The 26,998-nt window shown below is 50.7% G+C and carries 17 protein-coding genes and 3 pseudogenes; all 20 read right to left on the bottom strand.

Features of this window, described 5'->3' with window-relative positions; all coding sequences use genetic code 11:
- Positions 1–31 precede the first annotated feature (31 nt).
- The 20 genes and pseudogenes from D7Z26_RS14030 to D7Z26_RS27800 all read right to left on the bottom strand — a co-directional run bounded on the left by D7Z26_RS14030 (position 32) and on the right by D7Z26_RS27800 (position 26,984).
- On the bottom strand, positions 32–3,199 hold the full coding sequence (locus D7Z26_RS14030; RefSeq protein ID WP_120977566.1) for a glycosyl hydrolase: 3,168 nt from the start codon (positions 3,197–3,199) through the stop codon (positions 32–34).
- 17 nt (positions 3,200–3,216) lie between these two features.
- Positions 3,217–4,845, bottom strand: coding sequence for a response regulator transcription factor (locus D7Z26_RS14025; protein WP_120977565.1), 1,629 nt, complete (start codon positions 4,843–4,845; stop codon positions 3,217–3,219).
- On the bottom strand, positions 4,823–6,607 hold the full coding sequence (locus tag D7Z26_RS14020; protein WP_120977564.1) for a sensor histidine kinase: 1,785 nt from the start codon (positions 6,605–6,607) through the stop codon (positions 4,823–4,825). The genes D7Z26_RS14025 and D7Z26_RS14020 overlap by 23 nt, the downstream gene beginning before the upstream one ends.
- 121 nt (positions 6,608–6,728) lie before the next feature.
- Entirely contained in the window at positions 6,729–8,078 is a 1,350-nt protein-coding gene (locus tag D7Z26_RS14015) for an ABC transporter substrate-binding protein (protein ID WP_120977563.1), read from the bottom strand.
- A gap of 110 nt (positions 8,079–8,188) precedes the next feature.
- The gene (locus tag D7Z26_RS14010) at positions 8,189–9,007 is read right to left on the bottom strand and encodes a carbohydrate ABC transporter permease (protein WP_120977562.1); all 819 of its coding nucleotides are present in this window, start codon (positions 9,005–9,007) and stop codon (positions 8,189–8,191) included.
- Positions 9,004–9,924 carry a carbohydrate ABC transporter permease gene (locus D7Z26_RS14005; protein WP_120977561.1) on the bottom strand — a complete coding sequence of 307 codons (921 nt, stop codon included), beginning with the start codon at positions 9,922–9,924 and terminating at the stop codon, positions 9,004–9,006. Before D7Z26_RS14005 ends, D7Z26_RS14010 begins: the two co-directional genes overlap by 4 nt.
- A 197-nt stretch (positions 9,925–10,121) precedes the next feature.
- Positions 10,122–10,511, bottom strand: a complete 390-nt coding sequence (locus D7Z26_RS14000; protein WP_120977624.1) for a MerR family transcriptional regulator — start codon at positions 10,509–10,511, stop codon at positions 10,122–10,124.
- 39 nt (positions 10,512–10,550) lie between these two features.
- Positions 10,551–10,916, bottom strand: a pseudogene (locus D7Z26_RS13995) (aldo/keto reductase); the annotation flags it as partial.
- A gap of 12 nt (positions 10,917–10,928) precedes the next feature.
- Positions 10,929–11,060, bottom strand: a pseudogene (locus D7Z26_RS28160) (aldo/keto reductase); the annotation flags it as partial.
- A gap of 24 nt (positions 11,061–11,084) precedes the next feature.
- Positions 11,085–11,936: an aldo/keto reductase gene (locus D7Z26_RS13990; RefSeq protein ID WP_120977559.1), complete on the bottom strand. Its 852-nt coding sequence runs from the start codon at positions 11,934–11,936 to the stop codon at positions 11,085–11,087.
- Between the two features lie 275 nt (positions 11,937–12,211).
- Positions 12,212–13,042 carry a membrane protein insertase YidC gene (yidC, locus tag D7Z26_RS13985; RefSeq protein ID WP_233566875.1) on the bottom strand — a complete coding sequence of 277 codons (831 nt, stop codon included), beginning with the start codon at positions 13,040–13,042 and terminating at the stop codon, positions 12,212–12,214.
- 628 nt (positions 13,043–13,670) lie between these two features.
- Entirely contained in the window at positions 13,671–14,111 is a 441-nt protein-coding gene (locus tag D7Z26_RS28115) for an RICIN domain-containing protein (protein ID WP_407643518.1), read from the bottom strand.
- 780 nt (positions 14,112–14,891) lie between these two features.
- Positions 14,892–15,353: pseudogene (locus tag D7Z26_RS28110) on the bottom strand (alpha-L-fucosidase); the annotation flags it as partial.
- 861 nt (positions 15,354–16,214) lie between these two features.
- Positions 16,215–17,030, bottom strand: a complete 816-nt coding sequence (locus tag D7Z26_RS13975; RefSeq protein ID WP_158602304.1) for a carbohydrate ABC transporter permease — start codon at positions 17,028–17,030, stop codon at positions 16,215–16,217.
- Entirely contained in the window at positions 17,027–17,920 is an 894-nt protein-coding gene (locus D7Z26_RS13970) for a carbohydrate ABC transporter permease (RefSeq protein WP_120977556.1), read from the bottom strand. The genes D7Z26_RS13975 and D7Z26_RS13970 overlap by 4 nt, the downstream gene beginning before the upstream one ends.
- A 97-nt stretch (positions 17,921–18,017) precedes the next feature.
- Positions 18,018–19,400: an ABC transporter substrate-binding protein gene (locus tag D7Z26_RS13965; protein ID WP_120977555.1), complete on the bottom strand. Its 1,383-nt coding sequence runs from the start codon at positions 19,398–19,400 to the stop codon at positions 18,018–18,020.
- A 112-nt stretch (positions 19,401–19,512) separates the two neighbouring features.
- Positions 19,513–20,871, bottom strand: coding sequence for an ABC transporter substrate-binding protein (locus tag D7Z26_RS13960; protein ID WP_120977554.1), 1,359 nt, complete (start codon positions 20,869–20,871; stop codon positions 19,513–19,515).
- Entirely contained in the window at positions 20,849–22,414 is a 1,566-nt protein-coding gene (locus D7Z26_RS13955; protein WP_120977553.1) for a response regulator transcription factor, read from the bottom strand. Before D7Z26_RS13955 ends, D7Z26_RS13960 begins: the two co-directional genes overlap by 23 nt.
- 3 nt (positions 22,415–22,417) lie before the next feature.
- Positions 22,418–24,256 carry a cache domain-containing sensor histidine kinase gene (locus D7Z26_RS13950; protein ID WP_120977552.1) on the bottom strand — a complete coding sequence of 613 codons (1,839 nt, stop codon included), beginning with the start codon at positions 24,254–24,256 and terminating at the stop codon, positions 22,418–22,420.
- 184 nt (positions 24,257–24,440) lie between these two features.
- Entirely contained in the window at positions 24,441–26,984 is a 2,544-nt protein-coding gene (locus tag D7Z26_RS27800) for a carbohydrate-binding protein (protein WP_120977551.1), read from the bottom strand.
- Positions 26,985–26,998: the final 14 nt, after the last annotated feature.

The raw sequence follows: 26,998 nt of genomic DNA, 5'->3' as shown, positions 1-26,998 counted from the left end.
ACGTTAAGGGGACGAACAACGATTTTCATCGTTATCGATAGTTCAAGCGAATATGCCCGAACAAGCCATAGGAAATGAGATCGTATCGACCCGCGGCTGGACGTCCGAACTTAGGCGCAAGTTTCCAGCAGCCGGGCCATGCGGCATTGCGCGGACGTTCCGGGTCATGATGCGGCCCTAACAGGTTTTTCAAGCTTCCGCATACCCTTACCTCGAGCCCATGCATCCCGGGATTGAGATTGCAACCGAAATGATAAGAATTGGCCCCGTCCGTTCCGACGATTCCGATGAATTCCCCGTTTAACCAGATCGACAGGATCGTCGCCTCCCGCTCCGGAAAGTCCAAGAGGAGCTCTTGCGCGGGTTTCGCTAGCTGGAAATCATACGAATACCGAACAGCTCCGCCATAGAACGGATAGCCTTGGTCGATCCAAGTTCCGATCGCCAATTCCGGCTTACGTCCTATCGTCCAACGTTCTTGCTCCGCGAACACGCCGAACTCCCCGCGGATATATACCGGCTCGATCTCCATTCGCACGTTAAAGATCGACGCTCGCAGCGTAATTACGTTAAGCCCGCTCCGGATAAAAGAAGTCAGCTCTATTTCATGGATATTCGGATCGAGCTCCGATACGGTCGATTGACTCTCGACTAGCGCATCATTACAATAAACGCGATACCAGCCGGCATGTTCGATACCTACATACGCGCTTTCCGGCAACTCGTCTCCTCGAACAAGGAATTCGTACCGTACCTCGAATCCGCTCGACTCCCCATATTGTCGATCGCGGTCCAGCAGCCTGCGTTTGAACTGAATACCGTTATCCCAAGGATTGGTGGCAAATCCGCGATGCTCGAATAGCTTCTGCGCCGCATGAAGCGTGTTGATTTCGTCGTAAGTTTTTCCGTCTACATTCAAGGTACAATAATCGATCGGCAACATGTTCAAGCTCTCCGCCAGCACATGCGAGCTATGGAGCGTAAGCGGAGACCATTCCGCGGATGGCGGTTGATCTTCAACGCGTTCGCTTCCGTTCTCCGGATCGGCCGGCATTCGATTCGTCACTTTCAGTAGAATGGAACCGGAAGAGGGTAACGTAAGAGGGACAAGCAATCGACTTCCCTCGCGGTCGAAGGGGATCGATTTAACCGTCCCGTCCCATGCATCGTAGCATTCCGCGTATTCGCCTTCGATCTTTAACGTACCTTGTTGCGCGCTCGCGCCGCTGTTGGTCAGGAAATAATAAGCGGTTCCTTCTTCATGCTCCCTACGCAGGTGAGCCATTCCGTTATAGCCGCCCGGCTCGGCCGTCTCCCACGCAAGCCTTGGCGTCAGAATCGTTCTCAATGCCTCGTCCAACCTCTGAAAGTCTTCATATTCGGACCAACCGGCTTTGTTTCGAAGTCGTGCAATACGCTTTTCATCGAGAATTCCGTCTACCCGACTCAGCTTGCCGTTCAGAGCGAGGACTCGCCCTCCGCGCTCCAATAACCGAAGAAGCAACTCCAGCGTGCTGCTCCTCATTTGAGTCATCGCGCCGGGAATAACGACGACTTCATAGTCCCTCGAACCGACGATGAATCGGTCTTCGCGGACATCCCCGCGATTGGCAATGATGAATTCATCTCCGAAATCATAGTCCCAGTGCCGATCGCATAGAAACTGGAACAGTTGAAGATCCCGCTTGAAATCGCCCGTATGGTCGGAGACCAGGCCGGGATTTCCTTGGTCAGGAGTCATCAGGTAGGCGGATGTCGTCGGATTCAAGACGAGCACCCGATTACGGGTAACTCCCGCAGATAACGTCAACGAAAGCCTGGCAAAGTAGTCGTTAAGGAGGGTGTACTCTTCCCACCAAGGCTGCCGCCAGTCGAAGGATTGCGGATGATCCCTTTTACGGGCGCCCGCGATCGTAGAATAAGTAAGATGCTGATTCATGAAGTTAATGCCGTGGACGAATAGCCAATCGCCGATTCTTCTATAGTCTTCAAAAGTCGAATCCCATCCCCCGGCTCCGTATGCTTCGCACAGCACGCGCTCCCGCGACAATTGATTGGCCGCGCTATGCGCTTCCCGAATCGTTACCATGAGATGCGACTCCGATTCGTCGTTTTTCAATAATTTCGTCATTAACATGTCGATCGCCGGCCAATGCATGTATTCGTACAGCGACATGACGGACGGAGAGCTTCTCCCCCACGGATAAGGCCAGCTATGCTCGAGGTAATGTCCCGTGTACGCAATGCCTCGCTGTTCGCACCACTCCGATAGTGGCCGTACGGAATTGGCGACCCACAGTTCCCGCAAAGTATCATAGTAATCATAACGGACTTTTTGCGCGTCGTAGGGCGCTGCCGTCAGACCCTGAACGTCCATGAAAAGCGCAGGCAAACGATCCAAGAGAGAATATCCGTTTCGCTTATTAAACTCCGCCGCGAACCAATAGCTAAAGGGCAGGAAGTTCGAGCCGCTTTGAAATAAATTGCCGGGAGAAATCTCGGGCTCGTCGGTAAAGATGGCCGGAATTGCGTTGCCGAAATCGGCCGAGAATTTATCATAATACGGTTGATAGGTCGTCCGTATAAACAACTCCGTCACTTCCGGGCGAAGAACGTCCGTATAGGCGAATCCGCCGAGCCAGCTATTAGTCTCGGGCGTGCCGATCTCGAAAACCATAAACTGCTCTCCGTACGATTCCCAACGCGAGATCGGTTCGTCCGACACTTCCTTCGTCACGATCGCGACGCCTTCGGCGGATGTCTCATACGCATAAGAGCGGATAGGATGGCCCGGTTTGTTAAGGAACGTATTACCTCCTTCGCGTGCCTGGACCCAATTTTCCTTCGTCCATTTCTTTAGAATCACCGCGTTAGCCAGGCAATCGGGAAGCTGTGACGGAATATGCCCTCCCGCGAAGCCGGAAGGATACGAATTCTCGTCATAAATATAAAGCTTAAGCTCCAGCTCTTTGGCTATCGTTAACGCCTCGCTCCAGAGCCGGAACCAATCTTCCGACAAATACTCCGTAATTAATCCCGGGCGGGGATGTACGAAAGCCCCGCCGAAGCCGTGCGATTTCAAGGCTTGAAGTTGTTCTCTCAACCGCGGTTCGCTCATCTCGTCGTTCCATACCCAGAGCGGTGCGGGTCTGTACGCCGAAGGCGGATTTTGAAACCGGGCGCTCTCAGTTCGTTCCATCTAGCTCCCACTCTCTTCTACTTTTTGATTCGCTCCCGTTCCCTGAACTCCAACGGAGTACAACCAATCCATTTCTTGAACACTTTGGAGAAATGCGCCGAGGTCGAATACCCGACTTGCTCGCTGATTTCATAGACGGGCTCGTCTCCCTTCGCAAGGCGAAGCTTGGCTTTGTCCAATCTGACTTTGGTCATGTAATCGATAAAATTGATATGCATATGCTTCTTGAATTGCTCGCTGAAATAGGTCGGATTCATCGCGTTAAGCTCGGCGACTTCGCGAAGCGTAATATCGGAGGCGTAATGAAACCCGATGTACTCCACCGCGTTGATAATGAATTTCGGTTTCTGCTGGACGCGGTGTTCTTGAATGGCCGCCGAAGCGCGGGTTAAACGGGATAAAGTGTACGACTGCAGCAGCTCCCAAGTCGGGCACATCTCCAGTTCCTTGCCGATGGTAATCCAATCGGTCATTTCCGCCGCTTCCGGCGACACCCCCATCTCCTCCATCATCGTGGATACCCGCATAAGCAGTCTGACGATTAGTTCAAGGGATGAACCGGGCATTAATTCCGCCTTTAACATATCTCCGAAAAAGGCGTTCACCTCGTGATTTAATCGCTCCGGCACCTCTGCATGCACGGAAGCGACGAGCTGGGGAAACGTGTCTTTACGTACGTTCCAATAGTGGTTCAGCCGACCCAAAGAGAGATAAGAAATGACTTTATCCGTGCCGAGAATGAGTCGGGCGCGCAAAGTATCCTGAAGCTGTTCATGAAGTAAATGAATATCCGCAAGCCGATCTCGCGTTTCGGAGAACGCGATGGTAATCGGATACGCCACGTGACGGCGAATGACTTCCAAGAGGGACTCTAGAAAAGGCAGGAGCGTTGCTGCGGCAGGCTCACTTGTCTCATTGAAATCGGATGTCGGCAAGAAGAACAAAAACCGAACCGTACCGTCCTTCGCCTGCATCGCGACTCCGTTGATCGGGGAATCCGCCAGCATCTCTTCCGAGGTTTTACGGAAAAAATAGTGGAATAGCGTTCGATCCCTTGCCGTGAGAACGTCATTCGGACTTTCGTCGACCACCAAGGCCGCCGCCGCGTAACGGTGAGTCTCGTCGCTTGCCCCGAACTGTTGCAGAATGTACGCCTCGCCTTCCTTAAACGAACCGGGAGACTTGTCGAACAATCCGTTCACGATCGTATCCTGCATGACGTTGCGCATATGCGGCGGGACGGCCGTAGCAGACGAAGCGGTCACGTCCGCGACTGCCCCGAAATCGATTTTGGCCAATACCCGATTAAGTTCTTGTTTATCGATCGGCTTCAGCAAATAATCTTCCGCGCCTTCGCGCATGGCTCGACGAACGTAATCGAACTCTCCGTAGCTGCTAATGACGACGGCGCGGGTCCGGGGAGCGACTTCCTTCAGCTCTCGCAGCAGCGTTAGACCATCCATCTTGTCCATCCGGACGTCCGTAATAACGACGTCCACCGCCGGCTCACTCCGACGGCAGAATGCCAACGCTTCCTCCCCGTCCGCACATTCGCCAACGACGCGATACTTTTCGCCGAGTTGTCCGATAAAGAACTTCAAGCCTTGCCTTATCATTTTCTCGTCATCCACGATGAGCAGGTTCATGCCCGAGTCCCTCCGATATGCGCAGCTGGCAAGGTACTTTTAAGCTCACGACAGTTCCCATTTCCGGCTTGCTGAAGATCGAAATGCCATACCCGTTCCCCCAACGCTTGCGTATTCTTTCGTGTACGTTTAATAACCCGACTCGGGAACCCGGCTCCGTCCGGCTTACGCCCGAATTCAGCGCTTGCTCGACTTCCTCGAGTCTCGCGCCCGATATGCCCGCCCCGAAATCGGTTAAATCCATAATGAGATCTTCGTCTTCCCGGGATGCCCGTAGATGGACGACGATCGGAACGCCTTCCGGGCAACCGACATAAGCGTGCTTAAAGCAATTTTCCAACAACGGCTGCAACGTCAGCTTCGGGACGAGACAGTCTCTGACCGAGGGTTCTAGCTCTATGGAAAGCTCAAGCGGTCCATTCAGTCTGATCTCGTGCAGCATCGCATATTGTTCCAACAACGATGCTTCCTTCTCCAACGTCACCATGGATTCCGTATCCGTAGCCGCGCGAAACAAGACGGCCATCGCCCTCAGCATTTTGCCCGCATCGGGCGACCCTTGCATCTCGGCCAACATTCGAATCGATTCCAAAGTGTTATACAAAAAGTGGGGATCGATCTGAGCCTGCAGAGCTTGAAGCTCCGCATCCTTCTGCGAGAGCTCGGCAAGGTACACTTTATCGATCATTTGATTCAATTCCCGCGACATCGAATTAAATACGTGGGTCAATTCGGCCATCTCGTCTTTCCCTTTAACGGCGACTTGGGTTTGAAGGAACCCTTTGGACATCCGTCTCATCGCGTTGCGCAAAGACCAAATCGGACGCAAAATATTTCGAACCAGCAGCAATGCCAAAAGGATCGCGATGACGATGCATGCGCCTGCAGCCGCCATCAATGTACGCTGAATCGGAATAATGCCTTCGCTGAGCTTGCTGAACGGGAAATAAGTGACGACCGCCCAGTCCGAATCGGAGGGAGAAGAATACGTGACCAGAATTTTTCCTTTAGGGGAATCCCGCTCCAGAGATTCGCTTTTTTTAGGCCCCAACTCGATCGGAAGCGCGTGCCACCAGTTGACCGAACCGTATAAGACGGAGTTTTGCTGCCACAGCACTACGGCCTCTTGTCCGGATAATAAAGAACTTTGCACCGTCGCGGCGAAAGTATCCATTTTCACTTCGAACACGAGAATACCCAAAAAGCGATTGGAGCCGGGCAAATTGATTTTGCGGATCAAATAAAACTCCGAGGCATTGTCGGATAAGGGAATCGGCTGCACCATCCACTGTTTCTTGCTTTCTATGACTTCCCGTTGCATTTGCTCCAATTCGGATTCATCGATGTTAGCCGCCGTTCGCTTGGATTGGAACGTCTCGCCGTTCGTTAAGCGAATAATCGCCATCTTGATATCCCTTTGCCGATCTAAAACGTTCGTATTCAGATACAAGTGGATTTTCTGGTTTTGCATATAATCGACGTAATGATCCGATTTTCCCTCGCCATCGATTCTGTCTGCCATCAACGATGTCATGCTCGAATCTTCTGCGATGCTGTCCTGCTGCATGATTTGGGCGGATAGAGCAACCAAATTCCCGAAATAAGCTTCCGCTTCATGTTGGACCAAGAGAACGCTATGCTCAACGGATTGCGCGACATGCGTTTCCATATTTCTCTTAAAAGTCGAATAGGAGACGATCGTGACAATGATCAAAGGAATAACGATCAAGAAAAAGTAGGTCGATAACAATTTTTTAGCCATATTTCCCCTCCTTGCCTCATTATAGGAGGGGATGTAAGCGAATACAACGATGATAATTCGGTTCGCTATCGCTTTTTTCGGAATAAAAAACGCGGCCTATTTCCAGACCGCGTTCTCCCTCTTATTTCCCGTTCGATTTATCGATAATGGCTTGAACTTGTTTCAGGCCGGCTTCCGGCGCTAGCTTGCCGATCAGAACTTGAGGAATAACGTCTTTGAAAAGCTTGTTCTGGGCATCCTGTCCGGCCGGGAGATGATCGACGATGAAGCCGTTCTCCGCCGCTGCCGCGTAGGCTCCCATAATGGCATCGCCTTCGGGAGGAGTATAGCCCTTCGTGCTGGGAACTACGTCTTCCTTGGACAGCATCTGGAACACTTTCTCCGAAGTTAAGAACTTGGTCAGTTTGACGGCTGCTTCCTTATGCTTCGTCGCCGACGAGACGACGACCAGATTGGCTGCCCCGCCAAGCGTCCGGCTCGGGTTAATGCCTTTCCATGCGGGTAGTACGTATGCTCCTAGCTCGACTCCCGCCGGCTTGTTGTCCGTTAAATATTTGACGAAATTTTCGGGAACGACGATGTATTGGGCTAGCTTTTGTTGAACGAACAAGGCTTGCGATTCGTCGATTCCGTTTACGAGACCGTTCGGGTCGAACACTTGATTCGTCCACATGTCTTTGAGCTTCTGCAAAGCTTCCACGAAGCCCGGGTCGGAGATTTTGACTTTGCCGGTTACGAAGTCGTCCGGCTTGACGTCCCTTGCGGTCTGGTCGATCAGCAGACGGAACCACCAATCTCCCCAGCCTACTTTATTCGTATAGGACATCGGGATTACGCCGCTCTTCTGCAGCACGGCATTGTTCGCTTCGAATTGTTCCCAAGTTGTAGGCGCTTGCAATCCGGATTTGTCGAACAACGTTTTGTTATAGATGACCGCGACGCTGATCGCGCCGAAGGGAACGGCCCAGACATGATTCGCCGCGTCCGAATCCTTCTCGAAACCGCCGTTCATGTTCTCGATCAGTACGGGATTAATCGTGTCCTTCCATGCCGTATCTTTATCATAAGCCGGAGTGTCGAAATCGCTTTTCAGATCCAGAATTTGATCCGATTTCACGAGCGGGCTCAAATTCGGATGTTGGGCGGCGAACACGTCGGGGAGATCCCCGCTGGCCGACAGCGACTTTATCTTGTTCGTGTAACCGTCGCCCGGAGCTACGTATTCGTAATCGATCTTGATTCCCGGGTTTTCTTCCTCGAACTTCTTCAAGATGTCGGGCGTGACGTAAGACCACCAAGAAATGAACTTTAACGTAATGTCTTCTTGCGGAGATGCGGCAGCGGATGCTTTCGGACTCGCTTTTTGGCTTGCTTGCGGGCTTGCATCGTTATTTCCTCCGCCGCATGCGGACAGCGCGGCGGTCAATGCGATAACCAGGCAAAGCGCAATCCCTCTTAGCTTCTTATTCATGTTACCCCTCCATGGTTTTCGCTGAGCGAATGTTTATTTAACGACCTCATTATATAACCGCTCTAATATTTGTCTATTATTCATTATTCTGGTTTATTGTTCTTTTTTCGTTAGCCTTTAACCGCGCCGTCCGTTAAAGCCCGCACGAAGTATTTCTGCAGAACGATGTACAGCAAGATGACGACGAACGTGGTAATCACCATCCCTGCGAACACCGGACCATAGCCGAAGGTGAATTTCTTGGCCGCCAATTGCGTCATCCCGACGGTGATCGTATACATTTTCGGATCGGTATTGGCGATGAGAGGCCACATATAATCTGTCCATACCGAGATAAACTGCAAGATGCACAATGTAGCGACCGTAGGCAAAGTCAGGGGAAACAAAATCCGGATAAACGTCCGCCATTCCCCGCAGCCGTCCATCCTCGCGGACTCGCTCAACTCGTTAGGAAGGGATCGAAAGGCGGCCGACATGAGTAACACTCCCAGCGGAACAGCGCCGCAAATGTAAGGTCCGATCATCCCGATGTACGTATTGATCAATCCCATATCCCGATTAATAAAAAAGACGGGCATCAACAGAACGGGGGACGGGACGAATAAGACGATCACGAACATCGCCTGCCACGTTTTCCTCCCGACGAAGTCGATCTTGGCAAACGCATAACCCGCCAATATGCAAACGGCAAGTCCGAAAATCAAGCTGCTTGCGGTAATGATCAGTGTATTCTTATAGTACAACGCGAAATTCGCTTTGTCCCATGCATCCGCATAGTTGCGCCAGACCCACTCGCGGGGCAGCGAGAATTGGCTCGCGAAAAATTCGGCGTCCCTTTTCAACGATTGCAAAACGACCCACAATAACGGATACAGAGAAGTAACGGCGAACAGAAACACGAAAGCGGTCAAAGATAGACGTTTGATCATCGGAAGCCCCCCTTTTCGCCGCTAAAGCTTCTTCGTTGAAGGAGAGCGATGAGCGCTACGAAAGCAGTCACGACAACGAAGACCAGGAAGGCGACCGCATTGGCATAACCGTAATGATTTTCCTGGAAGCCGACCTTGTAGACGAACGACGATGCGATTTGCGTCAATCCCGCCGGCCCGCCTTGGGTCATGATCCAGACGATGTCGAAAGCCCTGAAATCATTCGCGATCGAGATGACGGCTAGCAAGACGATCGTCGGAATCGTTAACGGAAATATAATGTGCCGTACGATCCGGAACCCCGAAGCTCCGTCGATTCGCGCCGCCTCCAACAGCTCGCCCGGAATCTTGATCATGGCTCCGAACAGAATGATAAGGTTAAAGGGAAGCGTTCTCCAGATCCATACAGCAATAACCGAGCCTAGCGCCGTGGACGTCCCTCCTAACCAAGTGTGCTGGAGTCCCTTCAGACCCAAATCTCCAAGCAATTGGTTTAACAATCCAATCGTCGGCTCGTAGATCAGCGACCAAATGACCGCGGAAACGGAAAGCGGGATGATGTACGGAAGGAACAAGATGACGTTAAAAGCGCGCCAGCCGAATACGCCCTTGAATAACATGTAAGCGAGAATAAACGCCAACAAAGTTGAAACGGCGAATTCTACGCCCATCAGCGTAAAGTTGTTGCTTAATGCATCGAAAAAGCTGCTATCGCGCATGGCTTCCTTATAGTTAGCCCATCCTACGAAATCCTTTAAGGGTCCAATCCCGGAATAGTCGTACAGGCTCATCCGGAATGCGATGATCAAAGGGTAAATCAGATAAAGAACGAAAAAGAAGAGAGCAGGAAATGCCATACAATATGCGATTGCCTGGCGCTTCCATCCTCCTTTCCGCGATAACGGCGATTGCCTCATGCTACATCCCTCCTTAATGTGCTCTCATCATATCGCGAGGGTGTACCTAGAACAACGAAGTGTCTTCGGAGTTCTTGCGTTATTTTCGGGTTTCATGAATTGCTTCTGGAAATGTGCGAACGGGCAATATCTTTGACTGCGATATAAAATACAAAAATGCAGGCTACCGGAGTAGCCTGCATGATGGCATTAATAAGCTAGATCTTTACTGAAGAAAGTGTTTTTTCTTTTTTCACTATGGTCTGGTCGTATCTTTCGATTTTATCGTCGAGGCGAAGCAACGTGCCCGTCATCTCTTCGATTTTCGCAGCAAGCCGATCGCGTTGAGAGATTAAGAGGTTTTTCCTAGTCTCCAGGGTGCCGTCGCCCTCTTGGAAAAGCGCAACATATTCGATCAACATTTCAACCGGAATACCTGCGCTTTGCCGCATGCATTTGACAAAATCGATCCATTTGCAGTCTTCTTCCGTGTAGGCCCTAATTCCGCTTTTACTGCGGTTCACTTGGGGAATCAGTCCGATTCGTTCATAATAGCGAAGTGTGTCCTGTGAAAGAGCAAACTTTTCGCTTACTTCCGCTATTGTCATCGACATGCCGTTCACCGCTTTCTGTTTAAGTTTCCGCGGTTATTGAAAACCAATATACGGATGAGGAATGTACGGCTCTTCGAGGAACGCCATTTCTTCGGGCGTTAACGAAATTGACAGAGCGGCTACCGCATCTTCGAGATGGGACAATTTCGTAACGCCAATAATCGGAGACGTAATCGGCTCTTTTTGCAACACCCAAGCAAGCGCGACTTGGGCACGGGGGACGCCGCGTTGATCCGCGATTGCCGCGACTCGCTCCACAACCAAACGGTCAGCATCCGAATACGGGTCATACTGGGATTTCTGCACTTGGTCGGTTTCGGAACGATGCGTCGTCTCCTGCCAATCGCGCGTTAATCTGCCTTTGGCGAGCGGGCTGTATGGCATCACGCCGATTTTTTTCGCGATTACGACTTCATCCCTTTTAGCGTACTCTTTTAGAGCCCTCCCTACAAATTCCTCGCTTGTTCCGACAGAATACATATTGGCCGTATCAAAAAAATTGATTCCGGCTTCAAGGGCTTTCTTGATAATGTGGCGGCTCCGCTCCTCGTTACTTGAAGATTAAGATTAATCCTCTAATTTACGGGTGCCGATCCATTTTACGATCTCAGGATCGCTATGGGAGAAAAACACGCTTTGCCTTGTATCCAACGAAGCAACCTTCTCCATGTCCTCCTGGCTTAATTCAAAGTCGAAAATATTGAAGTTTTCGATGATTCTTTCCTTACGGACGGATTTCGGGATCGCAACGACTCCTCTTTGCGTCAACCAACGCAAAATCACCTGTGCGACGGATTTATGATATTTCTCGGCGATGGAAGCCAATATTTCATTCTGGAACATGTTATTTCTTCCTTCTGCAAAAGGCCCCCAGGACTCGATCTGGACATGGTGCTCATTCATTATTTTCGCACTTTCGATCTGCTGGCAGAATGGATGCGTTTCAACCTGGTTTACTGCAGGAGTAATTTCATTATGAATCATAAGGTCGATCAGACGATCCATTTGGAAGTTGCTGACTCCGATCGCCTTGATCTTTCCTTCGCGATACAATTCCTCCATTGCGCGCCAAGAGCCGTATATATCGCCATATGGCTGATGGATCAGATACAAATCCAAATTATCCAATTGCAATTTCTTCAGCGATTTTTCAAATGCCTTCTTTGTGCTCTCGTAACCGGTATCCTGAACCCAGAGCTTTGTCGTGATAAACAGTTCCTCTCTGGGAACGCCGCTTCGTTTGATGGCTTTACCAACCGCTTCTTCATTCTGATAGGAGGCAGCGGTGTCAATCAAACGATAACCTGCCATTATGGCGTCATAAACACTTTGTTCACATTCATTCGCATCCGGAATCTGATATACGCCAAAACCGAGTATAGGCATCTCCACGCCATTATTCAAAATCACTTTTTGCACAATAATTCCTCCTAATAATGAACATTCATCTAAAAAAGTACGATCCTTCATTAGCTCGAATGATCCAGCACTTTGTCTTAAAGAAGTTTACTCTCTGGAGTTAACTCCAAGTCAAGTCGTTGATTTACGAAAGCATCCCTCTGTAAGTTAAAAACTATACGGTTAAGCTATCCTGATACGTTAGCAGAACGGAAAAAAGCGGCTGCCCATGCAGCCGCTTTTTCCTGTCGTAACCGTTAGTTCAACGCTTAGTCTTTCAATAAGGCGCAAGTATTCTACTCCGTTAGAAATGTTTTTGCTTGTTGCTTTGGCTTCGCGTACATTTTATTGAGTACGATCGTTTGGACGATAATAAATATACCGCCGACCGCCCAATATAACGGCAAAGCTGCCGGCATCGCAAAAGAAAACACGCCCATCATGATCGGGGACAACAATCCGATGAAAGCCATTTGGTTATTTTGATTTTGCTGATATTGCGCTGAAGCGGATTGCGACACGCGGAACTGAACGTAATAAACAGCAGCGGCAATAAGCGGCAAAATCATATCCGTTTTCCCCAAGCTAAACCACAGAAAATCGTGAGCTGCGATCTCCGGGGTGCGACGAATGGCGTAATAAAATGCGAGTGTGATCGGCCATTGGAGAAGCATGGGCAAACACCCTATATTTAAGGGATTGAATTGATGCTTCTGGTAGAGCTGCATCATCTCGACTTGATGTTGCTTTTTGGACTCCGCGCTAACGTCGTCCTTATACTTGTCCTTCAGCGCGTTTAATTCCGGCTGGAGGACGGCCATCTTTTCTTTCATGGCCAATTGCTTCTTCGTTTGATTCATCATGAGCGGCATAATCGCAACTCTGATGATTAGTGTCATCAGTACGATCGATAACCCGTAGTCTCCGTGAAACGCATTCGCGAAAAATTTAATCAGGATCGAGAACGGGTAAATGAAGTAGTGATTAAATATCCCTTGCGAATCGGCATTAATCGGGTTGGATGGGGATGCTGTCGAGCATCCGCTCAGCAGAATCACGGGAATAACGCAGATCATCATAATGAGCATGGGCTTGGCCCATTTGGGGTACATCGAAATCTTTTTCACGTTTGTCCTCCCTAATTGAATGATTGAATATCAATGTGGGGAAGGACTATCGGCGTCTTCATCAGGCGCTTCTTTTCGTCTCGCGGTACGTGCTATCCATCGCTGAATACTATTGAGCTCCGGCCGTCTGATAGATACAAACAAAGACGAACCCGCGGCAGCAATATCATGACTCCAGCGTATATCTTGTATAGAAAAATAGGTGAAGGGAAGAAACACTAGGGAAGAGATGAGACCTATCGATAATGCCATTTGAACAAAGTCGAAAAAATGCTCCAGTCAAGTTCACCTCTATCCGTTCCGTTATGGAAAGATAAGGATTATTATATCATAATTCAGATCCAAAAAAATCCACAGGATAAAATGGTAAAACGTACATATGACTAATTACAATCTAAGGAAAGGAGCATAAAACATGACCGATTCGTTTAAGCCCAACGGCTCACAGCACGCCGCACCACCATCGGATGATCCGAAGAAACAAGGTAGATCCGCAGCCAAGAAGAAATCAAAGTAACTCTGATATCAATTGATGGATAGGTTGCCGGTTGACGCTTTGGATCATCCGGCAACCTCTGAATATCATTCCACAGTTGCCTTGAAAAGACTATTGATTTCCGTAGTTGAATTAGTTTGATATAATCTGCCATTGCAGATCATTGCTAGTCCCATCCGTCCACTCCGTGACAGCAGTTCCATCAGATGATCCGCCCCCCTTAAGAACTTTACCGTCGGCACGATTCTTGAATTTCCAATAACCGCCACCCGCATCGATCTTTTGCCATTGCAGGTTATTGTTTGTTATATCCGACCACTCTGAGACAACGTAACCATCGGTTCCTCCACCGCCATTAAGTACTTTACCATCGGTACGATTTTTGATTTTGAAGTAACCGTTACCTAGATCAATAACCTCCCATTGGAGATTTGTGCTTACGATATCCGACCACTCCGAAACGGTACATCCATCGGTTCCGCAACCGCCATTAAGCACTTTGCCGCTTGTACGATTTTTAATCTTGTTATAGACCGGGCCTGACGATGCAATAGAAAAGGCATCTACAAGCATATAGGTGCCGGATTTTTTGACGCCTTTAATCGTATGCGTGCCATTAGTCAGACCTGTCTTGCTATAAACAGTCTGCTGCACAAGTCTGGTCGCATTGTAGCAATTAACGGTCGCCTGGAAAACATTGTCGATATAAATGTCCACATTACCCATATCGCTATTTTTTTCAGTAATATAATTGACCCCGGTTCCCGAAAATGTGTATACAAAAGAGTCATTATTCGTCGCGGTATATCTAACATCATCTTGATAGTCGCCTACGCCTCTACCGGAGCTAAGCGACCAAGCACCCGTGTAAACGATGTTGGGATCGGAATTATTCACGGTTCCCGTGCCTCCTCCCCCCGCTGCATTTTTGACATCAGAGAGCACCTGAAGGGATGCAGCCGATACCGTTCCGTTTTCCCACATCATCATGTTGAAGGACAAAGGGACTTTGCGAGGGCTTGCGCTCTGATACCACCCTATCGATTGGGCACTGCTAATCCCGGTATTTATCGACGTATTCGCAGAATGTACGCCCCAATCCTGTTCCATCCTGAACATGGCTTGCTGTAATAATCCTTTTTGCGGTCCGCTTGTGAATATCCCATTAGCGCCCACGGGAGCACTGCCTGTTTGTACTTCCCCATGAACTTCTTCAGCAAAATAAACATCCTGAAAATCGGTAATCCTTGAAGCTACCCACGAATTGTATGAAATTAAGCGATTTGCATTCCCTGTACGCGCTGCTTGGCCCATCTGTTCAAACGGACCGGGGTAATAGATCATTCCGTCATCAAAAAACCATCCATCCAGATTTGTTCCGTAACGGTTACCCATTTCGGTAATAATGTTGATCCAATTGGTAAAGAACGTGGATCGATCGCCTGTTCCAGTCGTCGTAAATGCAGTAGGCCAATTCTGACGCTGCCAAAAATCCGTTGAATTATAGCCTAAATGACTGTCTTGCCCTGTATGATAATAAAGCATGAACTTGATTCCTACCGCATGCAGAGCCGTAGCCACATCACCGATTAAATCTCGCGCAGATGTCCGATTTCCATTACCTACTATCGTATCTAGCGAAGTAATCGGCGCGTTAAGCTCGAAAGTCCACCAGCTTGCAGACCAGATCACGTACTTCGCCCCCGTGCTCTGAACCATCGTCACAAAATCGGCGACATTAAAATCCGCCGCTTGTTGATCCAAGGATTTCTTTGCTCCCGTTTGGGGGTATCCCCAACCGCCATATTGGAACATAAGACCATAACCTGAATTGGCTAGCCAAGTGGTATCTTTCTTGAAGCTTGCAATCCGTGTCAGATAGGCGGCACGATCGGATTCGCGAATAAGTTCAAGAGATTTGATCGACATACCATGCGCAGATCCTGCAGTTCCTACAAGTTTAATCGTGCTTGTCCCGGCGGGAAGCGATATCGTACCGGCATCTAACTTGTCCCATCCGAAGTTATTCGTTGTAAAATTAAGCGTATCACCAGTACTGACAACGCTTAATCTTAAAGGGGTGGCTGCATTATTACTAAGCAGCGCCTCCACATGATAAACTCCGGCAGTAGCCAAGCTTACCGTCCACTGCATATAATCCGTCGTTCTGCCAAAAAAGTTGTTAACCCAAGCATGCTTAGGCGCACCGTAATTATCAATCGTCAAGCTTGAATTGTGCTCGGAGCCGGCTGCCATTAAATAAATGAGATTGTCGGTCGTTGCCGTTTGATTGAACACTATCGGATTTGGTCCCGCCTGCGGGATGTTTGTGTCTGCATAGGAGACTGAAGAAAAAACGGGAATAAGCGACCCGAGAAGTAAAATTGCAATCATGAATCTTGAAACGAGTTTTCTTGTCATTAATATTTCCCTCCTCTTTTGTAAAAGCGGTTTAGCGGATTCGGACTAGCTTGCGGAATTCGTTCGCGGCAATTCGGACTGTGCTTCTTCCGGGCCATCACCTCCTAACCAACATTCGGACAACTTCCAAATGGTTGCGCTTTCATAAAAAACTTGCGAAATCCCCTCCCGGCAAACGCTGGGAGGGTGAAACTGGATAACCGTTATCTGAAATGACTGGGATAATCCGTCGTAGACTCGAACTCCATCACTTCTTTACTCCTTCACCGCGCCCGACGTAATGCCGTTCGTAATGTATTTGCGCGCGAACAGGAAGATGACTACGGCAGGCATGCCAAGCACGACGAGCGCCGCGTTGAATTTACCCAGATCCGCCGGCGAGAATCCGAACAAGCCCTTCAGCGTATTGACGGCAACCGTGGCGGTCAGCACCGACTTGTCGGTCAAGAACATAAGCGGCAACAGGAAATCCTGGAACGACCACATAACCGATAACACGCCAAGATTAATCAATGCCGGAGTCGATAGCGGCAGATAAATGCGGTTGAACATCTGCAGCTTGGAAGCTCCGTCGATCGAAGCCGATTCCATCAGTTCCGGCGGCAGATTGTCGTAATAATTGCGCAACATCAGTACGGCAAATGGCAACGTGAGCACCGCTTCCGAGAAAATGACCGACCACAGCGTATTGTAAAGGTCCAAGTTTTTGAGAATGTAATAGAACGGAATCATGATGACGACGCCGGGCACCGCCAGGCAGAGAAGAACGGAGACGTACAGCGTCTCCTTGGCGAAAAACCGCAGCTTGGAAAAAGCGAAAGCGGCGAGCGAACCGACCGCCAACAATATAATCGTCGACCCGATCGCGATGAGCGTCGAGTTGCGGAATGTTCCGAGCAATGATATGCCGTTCAGATCGCTCGTAAACAAGTCTACATAGTTCCGAATGCCGTTTACTTTGAGCGAGTTGCGAATGGCTGTATAGAAAGGGAACAACCACATCAAAGCGAAGGCGTATAGAAATACGCTGATGATTCTCTTCTGCCTACGGGTAACAAGACCGATATTCATCGCCGCCCCCCCTTTCCTGCTTTCGTTCGGAAAGCGAGCAATTGCACGACCGAAATGCTCAAAGCGATCAGAAGAACGATCGCGGAAGTTGCGCATACGAATCCGATGTTCGCCCCCGCCGATCTGGCGAAAGAATAAATATATACGCTGGTGTTCTCCGTCGTGCCCGCCGGCCCTCCCTGAGTGAGCAGAAATACGCGTTCGAACTCGCGAAAGCTGCCGAGCAGCGTGGACAGAATGATCGTTTTGTGCGCGTTCTTGAGTAGAGGGAATAAAATGTTCCACATCATTCTGCCCAATCCCGCCCCGTCAATGACAGCCGCTTCCAGTATGCTGGAATCGATTGTCGTCATGTCCGCATTATAGTACATCATCGGCAGGCCGATGAGGAACACCGAGATCGAGATGACCGACATGTAAGCCAATTTCGGGTCGCTTAGCCACCTCTGCGCCATAAAATCGAGGCCGATGCCGTGGAAAAGTCCGTTCAGCGTGCCGAAACGGTATTCCAGCATGATGGAGAACACCATCGCGATTAGAGCGAGCGGCATGAACGACGGAATGAAGAATAGCGCCCCCAGAAACTTGGAACCCTTGATTCCTATGCTCAGAACGACGGAAACTACGCAACCGATCGACACGCTAATGACGATAGCCGCGGCCGCAAACGCCAGGTTGTTAACGATGGAATGAAGAAACCTGCTATCTTCTATGGCCATGCGGTAATTGTCCCAACCGACATATTTCGCGTCTCGGAACGATAACGTCTCATTGAAGAAACTAGCGTGAACGATAAAATAAAAACCGTATAACAAGAAAACCGCGAACAAGACGAGTAACGGAGCGACAAACAAATACCCGGTAGCATGTTCCCTGGCCTTGATCCTCATACGATGCGCACACTCCCTACCTGCGGGACGGAGCAGGAGCGACGGCCTATCGCCGATCGCTCCCGCAAATCCGTTGTCCGGTTATTCGTTTATTCGATTATTCGTTCGGATACTTGCCCGTATCGAATTCTTTCTGAATCGCTTTTGCCGTCTCTTCCGGCGTAACTTTGCTAATAAGCATTTTCTGCAACAGTTGTCCCGCAACGTCGGAGAACGGAGAGTTGTTGTTCCGATCTGCGCTCGGGTGATTCAGCAAGTCGGATAGCGTCTTGTAGGATTCCTGTGCCGTCGGCGTCGTCAAGAGCGACGCATCCGGAACGAAGCCTATCTTATTGGTCGAGAATGCGAACGTCGAGGCGAGCAAATCGTTGCCTTCGCCGAAGATCAGATAGTCGATCAATTGCATGGCTTCCTTAGGATGCTTGGATTTCGCCGGAATACCGAGTCCCAGATCGATGAACGAGCGGATCGACGGCGTACCGTTTGGTTCGACGCTTGGAATCGGTAAGAGACCGACGTCGTTTATGTTTACTTGATTTCCTTTACGGAAACTGTCCAGCAGCAGGTTCGCTTCCCAAGTGCCTTGGATGAAAAACGCGGCTTGGCCGGAAGTGAAAGCGTTTCGAGATGACGTATAGTCCATGTCCATCACGTCGTTTTTGTTGATAATGCCGTCCGCAAACACCTTCAGGAAGCCTGCCGCCGCTTGCGTATATTCAGGACCGTCCAGTTTCTTGCCGTTATATCGCCATTGATTGTACAAGTCGGATTGTTGTCCGGCGATCGTCCAAGCCACTTCGTCCATAATCCAGGCGTCTTTGCCGCCGACGGCGACGGACAGCTTGTCGCTTTTCGTTTCGCGAAGCTTGTCGGACACCGCTTTCCATTGTTCGTACGTCTTCGGTGCCGGCAAACCGAGCCCGTCCAGAATATCCTTGTTGTAGAACATCACCATTGAGCCGATGGATGCCATCGGAAGGAATTTTAATCCGTCCGCTTGGGACCTCGCTTGAGAGATACTGTTCTCGCTGATGACCGACTGCCAGTCCGGGCGCGTTTGCGAGATCAGGTCTTCCAGCGGGAGAAGATCGGCTTGGATTTGCTTGGGCATCGCTCCGGTTTGGACTCCGACGACGTCCAGATCTTCGCCGGTGCTGAGCGCGAGCGGCATTTTCGTCTGGAAATCTTTGCTTTCCATTACGGTAAGGTCGACCTTGATTCCAGGATGACTAGCTTCGAATTTCTCGATGACCGACTTGTAGAGATCGGCCGACGGATGCCACGTCCAGAACTTCAAAGTGACGGGATCGGCGTTGCTTGCCGGCGCGGATGCCGATGCAGGCGCGCTCGATTCGGCGGACGGAGTCGACAGAGCTGAGCTCTGCGGCTCGTTGCTATTCGACTTGCCGCACGCGGAGGCGAGCATCGAGAATGCCAAGATCGTGCTGAACAGAGCAAGTGGTTTGCGAAACTTTTCCATGGATGGATTCCCCCTCAGGCTTGTATGAAGCGCTTACAAGATAAGCCTAACATGCGCCGGGGGAGGCGCCCATGGACATTGCATAGGATTCGGCATGGAGATTTTACATAGGTTATTGGGGACGATGGAATTCGGGGATGCCCCGGTCGAGGGCGACCTGCTTGCGGAATTCATCCATTCTCGAGAGCGCCTCGCGGGTCGTAATGGCGCCGGTCATAGCTTGCTGGACCCATTTGCCCATTTCGCTTTGGCTATACCCCACGATGAATGGCGTGACTGACGGATAAGTAAGTCTATCGATGTTCGTTTTATTTTCCAAGTATTGCGGAGTAGGTTCGTTCGTCGTTACGCTTCTGAAATAAGTTCCGGTCTTCATTCCCCGATAGATCTCGTTCAATACGTCAGGCTGTGCCAGAAAACGAATAAAATCGATCGCTTCCTTCACATGCTTGCCGTTCTTGTTCACCATCATCATCGCTGCGTTCGGTCCCTCATACAGCTTAGCCTCGCTGCCTCCGACGAATAGCGGCATGAGTCCGAAATCTTGCGCCATGCCCGGATACTTTGCCTCTAAATCCGAATACAAATAGACGTCCCACGACATGACCATCGCATACTCGCCGCTGTGCAAAGCTGCAGGCAAGCCGTCCCAATTGTTGTTGGCCGAATCGTTACCGAAGTAACCCCGGACGTACATCGTTCGATACCAATCGACGACATCCCGCACGGCCGATACGTCCGCCATGTTCACCTTGTTCGTGTTTAGCGCGTCGACGAGTCCCGGCGTTCTCTCGGCGGCATAGTCAAAGCCGTATTGGGGTAAGAGAGGCCAAATGTCTTTGCTCGCCAAATACACGGGAACGATGCCGGCTTGTTTGAGTTTCTCGCAGATCGCGAAAAACTCATCTTGGGATTCCGGAACTTTCAAACCCAGTTTCTCGAATATTCGCTTGTTGTACAACGTGCCGCTTGTCGAAGCCTCCCATAGCGGCAATCCGTATAGCTTGCCATCTTTCATCAGCCGCGGGCGCACCTCGTCGGTCAAGTCAGACGCCCATGCTTCCCCGCTCATGTCGACGAAGTTACGCTCCGGACGCAAGTCGCTCAGCGCGGTGCCTCCGAAATGCATGACAATGTCCGTAATTTCGCCGATGGCGACCCGTCTGCTGATCAAAGTATCTACCGTATCGATCGGCAACGCCTGCATTTCGATCCTATTCCCGGATTGATTCTCGTACAACTCGATAGCCTTCGTCAGAATCGGCCTGACCGTCCAATCCTGATTAGCCATAAGCGTAAGCGTGACAGGCTGAGCCGAGTCGGGTATTTCGCCGGGAAGTTTCGTATTCGTCGCATCGCCGTTCGCATTGCATCCTAATAGGGGGACTAGACAGGCAATTAGGATCGCCCCGACGCACGCCCGCAATGCCGTTCTTATCACGATCCCGCTATGTCGAACCGCTTGTCGCATCCCGTTCCCGCCTTTCCTTGTATTCCTTAGGACTAAGCCCCGTTGCGTTTTTGAACACCTTGCTGAAGTAGAGACTGTCCTCGTATCCTACCTGTTCGGCGACCTGGCGGAGCGACAATTCGCTCCTGTCGTTTATGAGCGCGATCGCCTTGTCGATGCGAAGTTTCGCTAGATACTTGCCAGGTGGAACGCCGACGACCTCGCTAAATACGTTGGAGATATATGTCTTGTTATAGCCGAACACTTGCTGCAGCTTATCGCTTCCGATCGACTCCATGTAACGTTCGTCCAAATATCGTCGCACGTTGTCGATCAAATCTTTCGCCGATCGGTCCGGACGACTTCTCGACGCATGCTCGTATTCTTCTTTCATGAAACCGCAAAATTGCTCCATGACCTCGTTCAGCGTCCCGCAAGCGGATACAAGCTCATTCGCATCAAACGCCGAAACGGTAGGCGCGCCTTCCATCGTTCGTTGTGAACGGAATAGCCGTACGACGGCCGCCAGCAGACTTTCAATCGCGAGCTGACCATAGCCCTCCCTACGCCATTCCTCTTTCCAACCTATCATCGCTTTCTCGAAGGATCGATAGTCTACCGACTTCGCGATCGTTCGGCAAGCCTGTTCCAGCTCCGCCGTCAGGACGAAAGCCGATCTGTCGGGATCGCCGTGAATCCATACCCGGGATTCTCCGATACGCGTTACACGCGCTAACGCTTCCCTGAGTGCTCGTAACGAAGAAGCCATACGATCGAGGGCAACCGGTTCGGAGACGGCCAAGCAAAACTGCCTATTCGCCATCCCTTCGCTTCGTCTCCATTCCGCGAACATCTCTTCCGCCGAATCCCGGCGCAATGCTTCCGTCTCGGGTTCCGCCAAGCCCCTGACCGCGACTTTCTCGTTGGACGTCAACCCGCCGATCCACCACGCGGGAGTAACGTTCCCTGATGTGCAGAGCGCCGTCCTCAAGAGGTCTTCCTCATCTTGCCGCCATCCGCCCGAAGCCGGCGATAACTCCTCCCATTCGTCGCTTCTGTGAGTTCCCGCCCGGACGAGCAGAAGCTGATAACATGAATAGCCCGGATTCACGGATTCGGCGCCGGAATCATCCGGAAGTCTCAAAGCTTTCTTGAGATAAGCCCGCTCCGACGCCTCCTTGCGCTTCCGGAGCATGCCGGACGCCCTGGCCAGCGCCTGTTCCAGATGTTCCTCTTTCAATGGCTTAAGCAAATAGTCGTATGCGCGGGACTGTAACGCTTCCCTCGCATAATTAAAATCGCTATAACCTGACAGAACGATGCAAGGAATATCGTAACCCCGGAATTCCAACTCCTTTAACAATTGCAGACCGTCCATGACGGGCATTCGGATGTCCGTCACGATCAAATCCGGTTTCTCTGCGCTTTCTTCAATCAATTTCAAGGCCTTCCGTCCGTTAAAAGCCGTGTGAGATACGACGAAACCTTGAGGCGATGATTCGATCATATCCTTAACCATGCGGAGGATCGGCGTTTCGTCTTCGATTAGCATAACCTTGTTCATCCCTTAGCGCCTCCCCGTGATCGAGAATATCGCTCCGCCGCCCGGAGAATTGTCCGCCCTGAACTCTACTTCTCCCCCGTAGAACAAGTAAAGTCGCGCGACTACGTTGGCCAGACCGATTCCGTTGCCTTGCCTGTTCCGCATGAGATCGTTCTCGTTCTCCTCGTCCTCTTCCGCCAGTCGCTCCGTCTCTCTTCCGGGATCGTCCCTCAATTCCCCGACTTGGACGTTTATTTTCTCCAAAAGCTCCGGCGACAGGCCGATGCCGTTGTCCGCGATTGTTATCGTCCATCGCCCTTCGTTAACGATGCCTCTCACGGATAGTTTCCATGGAGGATCGATCCCCGAGAAGCCGTGATGGAATGCGTTCTCCACGAGCGGCTGCATTGTCAGACGCGGAATCGGAACGGGGCGGATGTCAGGAGCAATATCCGTCTCGATCTCAAGGATCCCTTCGTACTTGCTTTGCATCAGCGTCAAATATTGCTCTACATGTTCGATCTCGGCCCCGATGGTCGAGTCCTTTCGGTCGAATTTCATCGTGTATCGAAGCATATCGGACAGGGCGATGCATATTTCGGTCACCTTCGGATTGCCCGAGCTTTTGCCGTGAGCTGCGATGACCGTCAGCGTGTTATGCAGGAAATGAGGATTGACCTGCGCCTGCAGCGCGTTCATCTGGGCGACCATCGCGCGTTGGTTGGATTTCTCGGCTTGCCGCATCGAAATTTTCAATTCGTTAAGAAGCCCTTGGAAAGCGACGCCCAAGAGCGTAATCTCGTTGCGGGTTCTTAGCTTGGCTGGCAGCAATTCCAGCTTTGTAAGGTCTACGTTTGCCAGCGAGTCCTTCAGCCTCCTCAGCGGCCTAGTCACCCGGTTCGTGTAGAGGTAGAGCAGGAAAAGCAGCACGGTCAGTACTCCGAAGAAAATCGTGATCGAACTAAAGCGCAAAGACTCAATCGGGCGCAGAAAAGCAGACAAATCTTCGACGAGCAAAATATTCCAATCCGTCGACGTCAGCTTCGAATAGAACACCATTTGACGCGTGCCTGAATGTCGCCATTGAAAATGTCCGAACTCGCCGTTTAACGTCATCGTCAAACGCGCCCCGTCGTCGAACTTCCGTTCCTGCGCTTGAGACAAACTGCTGAACAGAATGCTGCGGTCGGAACCGAGAATGAGCACGTTGCCGAATGTCAAATCGTTCCGGAAGAAAAAGATGTTCTCCAATTCCTTGACCGCGTAACTGATTTCCACGTAACCGTATACGTTGTAATTGTCCCTCAGCGGACGGACGACGGAAACGACGCGTTCCCCGGATACCGACCAAGAGTCGGGATGAGGCGCCAAATACCGCTTGTACTCCTCCATGCCGAGATATTCCCGGAACGTCGGCATCAAGCGGATCTGCGATTTGTCGGCCTTTATGTTGTCCATTTTGTTGCTGAGATCCAAGTAATCGCCGAAACGGCTGACGAGACTGATCCTTCCCTTCAGCGGCTGAAGCGACGTGAAGGAGAGCAATGCGTTCCTGACGTCCGCGCTGATTGCCGGATGCTCGATGAAGTAGTTTCTATCGGAGTCGGACGAAATGCCTTTCATTACGCTCATGATGGAGTCCGACGCGTTTACGGAAATGGAGAGCTTGTCCATCTCCTTCAGCATATCGTCGACTTGCTCCTGCAGCTTGATCGTCGTCTGCTGCTTATTCTGGGCAAGATCGTTCATGATCAATGATTCGTTGCGATAATAATTAATGACATTGATAATCGTGAGCACGGCGAACAGGAACGCGGCGAGCGCAAGAAAAATCTTCGTCTGGTAGCTGAAAGATCCGAACATGCCGTTCACCCCGCGCGACTTCGATTAAGCGCATACATTATCTTAAATGTAGCAGATCGATGGTCGGAATGAATATGAAAATTTACATATCGGGATATGGAACATTTACAGAACGCATAAACGCTTGCCTTCCTAATGGAAGGCAAGCGACGGTAGCAACTAGCTTATTGAGCTTTATTTCAGCTTAGCTGATGGTGATTTGATCGAGGTTGATAAGGCCGTTATCGCCTGTATCGTATTTGTATTCGATCGTATTGTTTCCGGCCAGTAAGTTGAGAGATTCCGTTTTCGTTCCCCAAGCGTCCCAACTCGCCAATTGCGGTAACGCCGTTTGCCGGATTTTCACGCCATTGACGTAAATGCTGACCGTTCTCTGGGTACCGGAGCCATTAGCGTAACGTAAGGCTACATTGCGCAAGCCTTGCGAAGGCACATTAACCGTAAACTTTGTCGAGGCCCCCTGCAACTCGTAACCGGCCACGAATCCGCTGCCGAAATAATTGGCATGATCGGTCATCACCCTCGCCCCGCCTGACAATATTGTATTGTTCTCCGCTTGATAAACGAGGGATAGAGGACCCGCGGAAGTCGCTAAGCTCATCCAGTTTACGTTGAATCCGCCCGTTGCCGCGTATAATCGAAGGATTTGATTTCCCGCCGGCAAGCTGACGTTGGAGGTAACGGTAGTCCACGTCTGCCAGCCTCCGGTGTTCGGAATCGACACCATTGAAAGAACGGATCCCGCACCATCGCGCACTTGCAGTTGTCCCCCGCTGATGCCGCTTGCAACGCGTAAAGAAACAGTATAGGCGCTAGTGGATAACACGTTGACCGCATAATCCATCCAATCGCCGTTGTCAATCCAACCAACATTCAGTCCCCCGCCGGTATCGCTTGTCGTTTCCGTTTGCACTCCCCACATATAATTGTAGTTTTCCGCCTCGATCTTGCCGGGAATCGCCGCCACGTCCGGTACTGATGTGGAATTGATCGTAATTTTGTCCAGATTAACGAGTCCGTTGTCGCCCGGATCGTACTTGTAGGCGATCGTGTTGCTCCCAGCCTGCAAGCTTATCGTCTCCGTCTTCGTTGCCCACGTGTCCCAATCGGACGTAGCGGCCAGGCTCGTTTGTTGGATTTTGCTTCCGTTCACGTAAATGCTCAATGTCCTCATCGTACCGGAGCCGTTTCCGTATCTTAGATTCACATTGTAACTGCCCGCAGCGGACATTTGAACCGTAAATTGCGTTGAAGCTCCCTGTGCCTCATAACCGGCCACGAAAGCGGTGCCTGAATATCCGGTATGATCTGTCATCACCTTCGCACCGCCCGATAAAGCAGCATTCTCGGCTTCATAAACGTTAGATGACTGAGTTCCTGTCGAAGGCGTTATAGAAATCGTATACGCATCTAACGCATAGTTCCAAGGAATGATTAACTTGATCGAGTTGTTCACAACCGTAGCATCGAACGATTGCGTAACGACCGGTGCCGCAACGGGATCAATATTGTTTATCAAGGACACGACGACGTGCGCCTTGCCGTTGCTGCCGATCAGATAAGACGCCGTATCCAAGCGATTGATGTTTACATCAATGTCGCCAGTCTGGCCACCTTTGTTACCGAGCAGAATCAGCGCGGAAGCTTTCGAGGCGTCTTTGCTGGCTACCCCGTCAATGTGAGCGGACGGGGATGTGTTCACGATCGTGCCAGTCATATCCGCGTATGCTTTATAAGTCCACCATTGACCCTTCTTCTCGGAGCTCGTCGTTAACGTATCGTCGAGCAGCCCCGAGCTGCAGCAATGATCCCAGATTGCATGGTTAGCTCCGAGCACGCCAGACTTCTCGAGTCGGGCCAGGTACCATGCCGTATAGCCCGAGTTCTGCTCTTGCGACCAAATATATTCCCCGATCGTAAACCCCTGAATTTGGGTAATGCTCTTGGCCGTTAACAAGCTCTGAGCAGTCTGTACGTCCGCAACCGGATCCGCGCTGAAGTGCCAATCCAGAATATTCGGCAATACGTTATTGGATTTCGCATAATCCAACCACGAGCTAAGTTGATTGGCGTTAAAGCCGCCGTAACTCGGTCCTACGATGACCGCGTTCGGGTCGAGCGAACGTATGAGTTGCACGCCTCTCTTCCACATCTCGAAATATTGGGTGGACGTGCGATCCCAGAAATAAGCGCCATCCGGTTCATTCCAGATATCGTATCTGGCGTTCGTCATGTTGTTCGCGATTTTGTCTTGGACGAGTTGCGTCAGGAATTGGTTCCAATACGTCCAGTCCCCGTTGTCTCCCGGGAACACTTCCGGATTCAACCCGGCGAAGGAACCCCAGATGTCGCTGACCAGGATCTGATATTTGGCGCCAAGGGCGTTCGCCCGATTGTATTGATCCCGTACTTCATTAAACCTGGGCAAATACCCACTATAGCCGCCAACCGCCCATCCGCCTCCGCTCAAGCTGGCTCCGCCGCCGCGAAACAGCTTGGGCTTCAGATCCGAGAGCAAACCTCCGATGGGGGCGCTTCCATCTTGGTTCAGCCCATAAAGAAATCCTGTCCCCCTATAGGTCGGTGCGCCCAGCGACTGGCTCAGATCGACCGAAACGCTCTCCGATGCCGCATATGCTCGTTCTGACAAATCGGAAGAAAAAATTAAACCAAGAGTGAGCAAAGAAACCATGATGTAAGTTGTGCTTTTTCTCAAAGCTCTTAACATGATCTTTCATCTCC

This window comes from Cohnella endophytica, assembly GCF_003628305.1.
Classification (GTDB): domain Bacteria; phylum Bacillota; class Bacilli; order Paenibacillales; family Paenibacillaceae; genus Cohnella; species Cohnella endophytica.
Note: the sequence above shows the minus strand (reverse complement) of the source record. Positions and strands in the feature narration are given on the sequence as shown.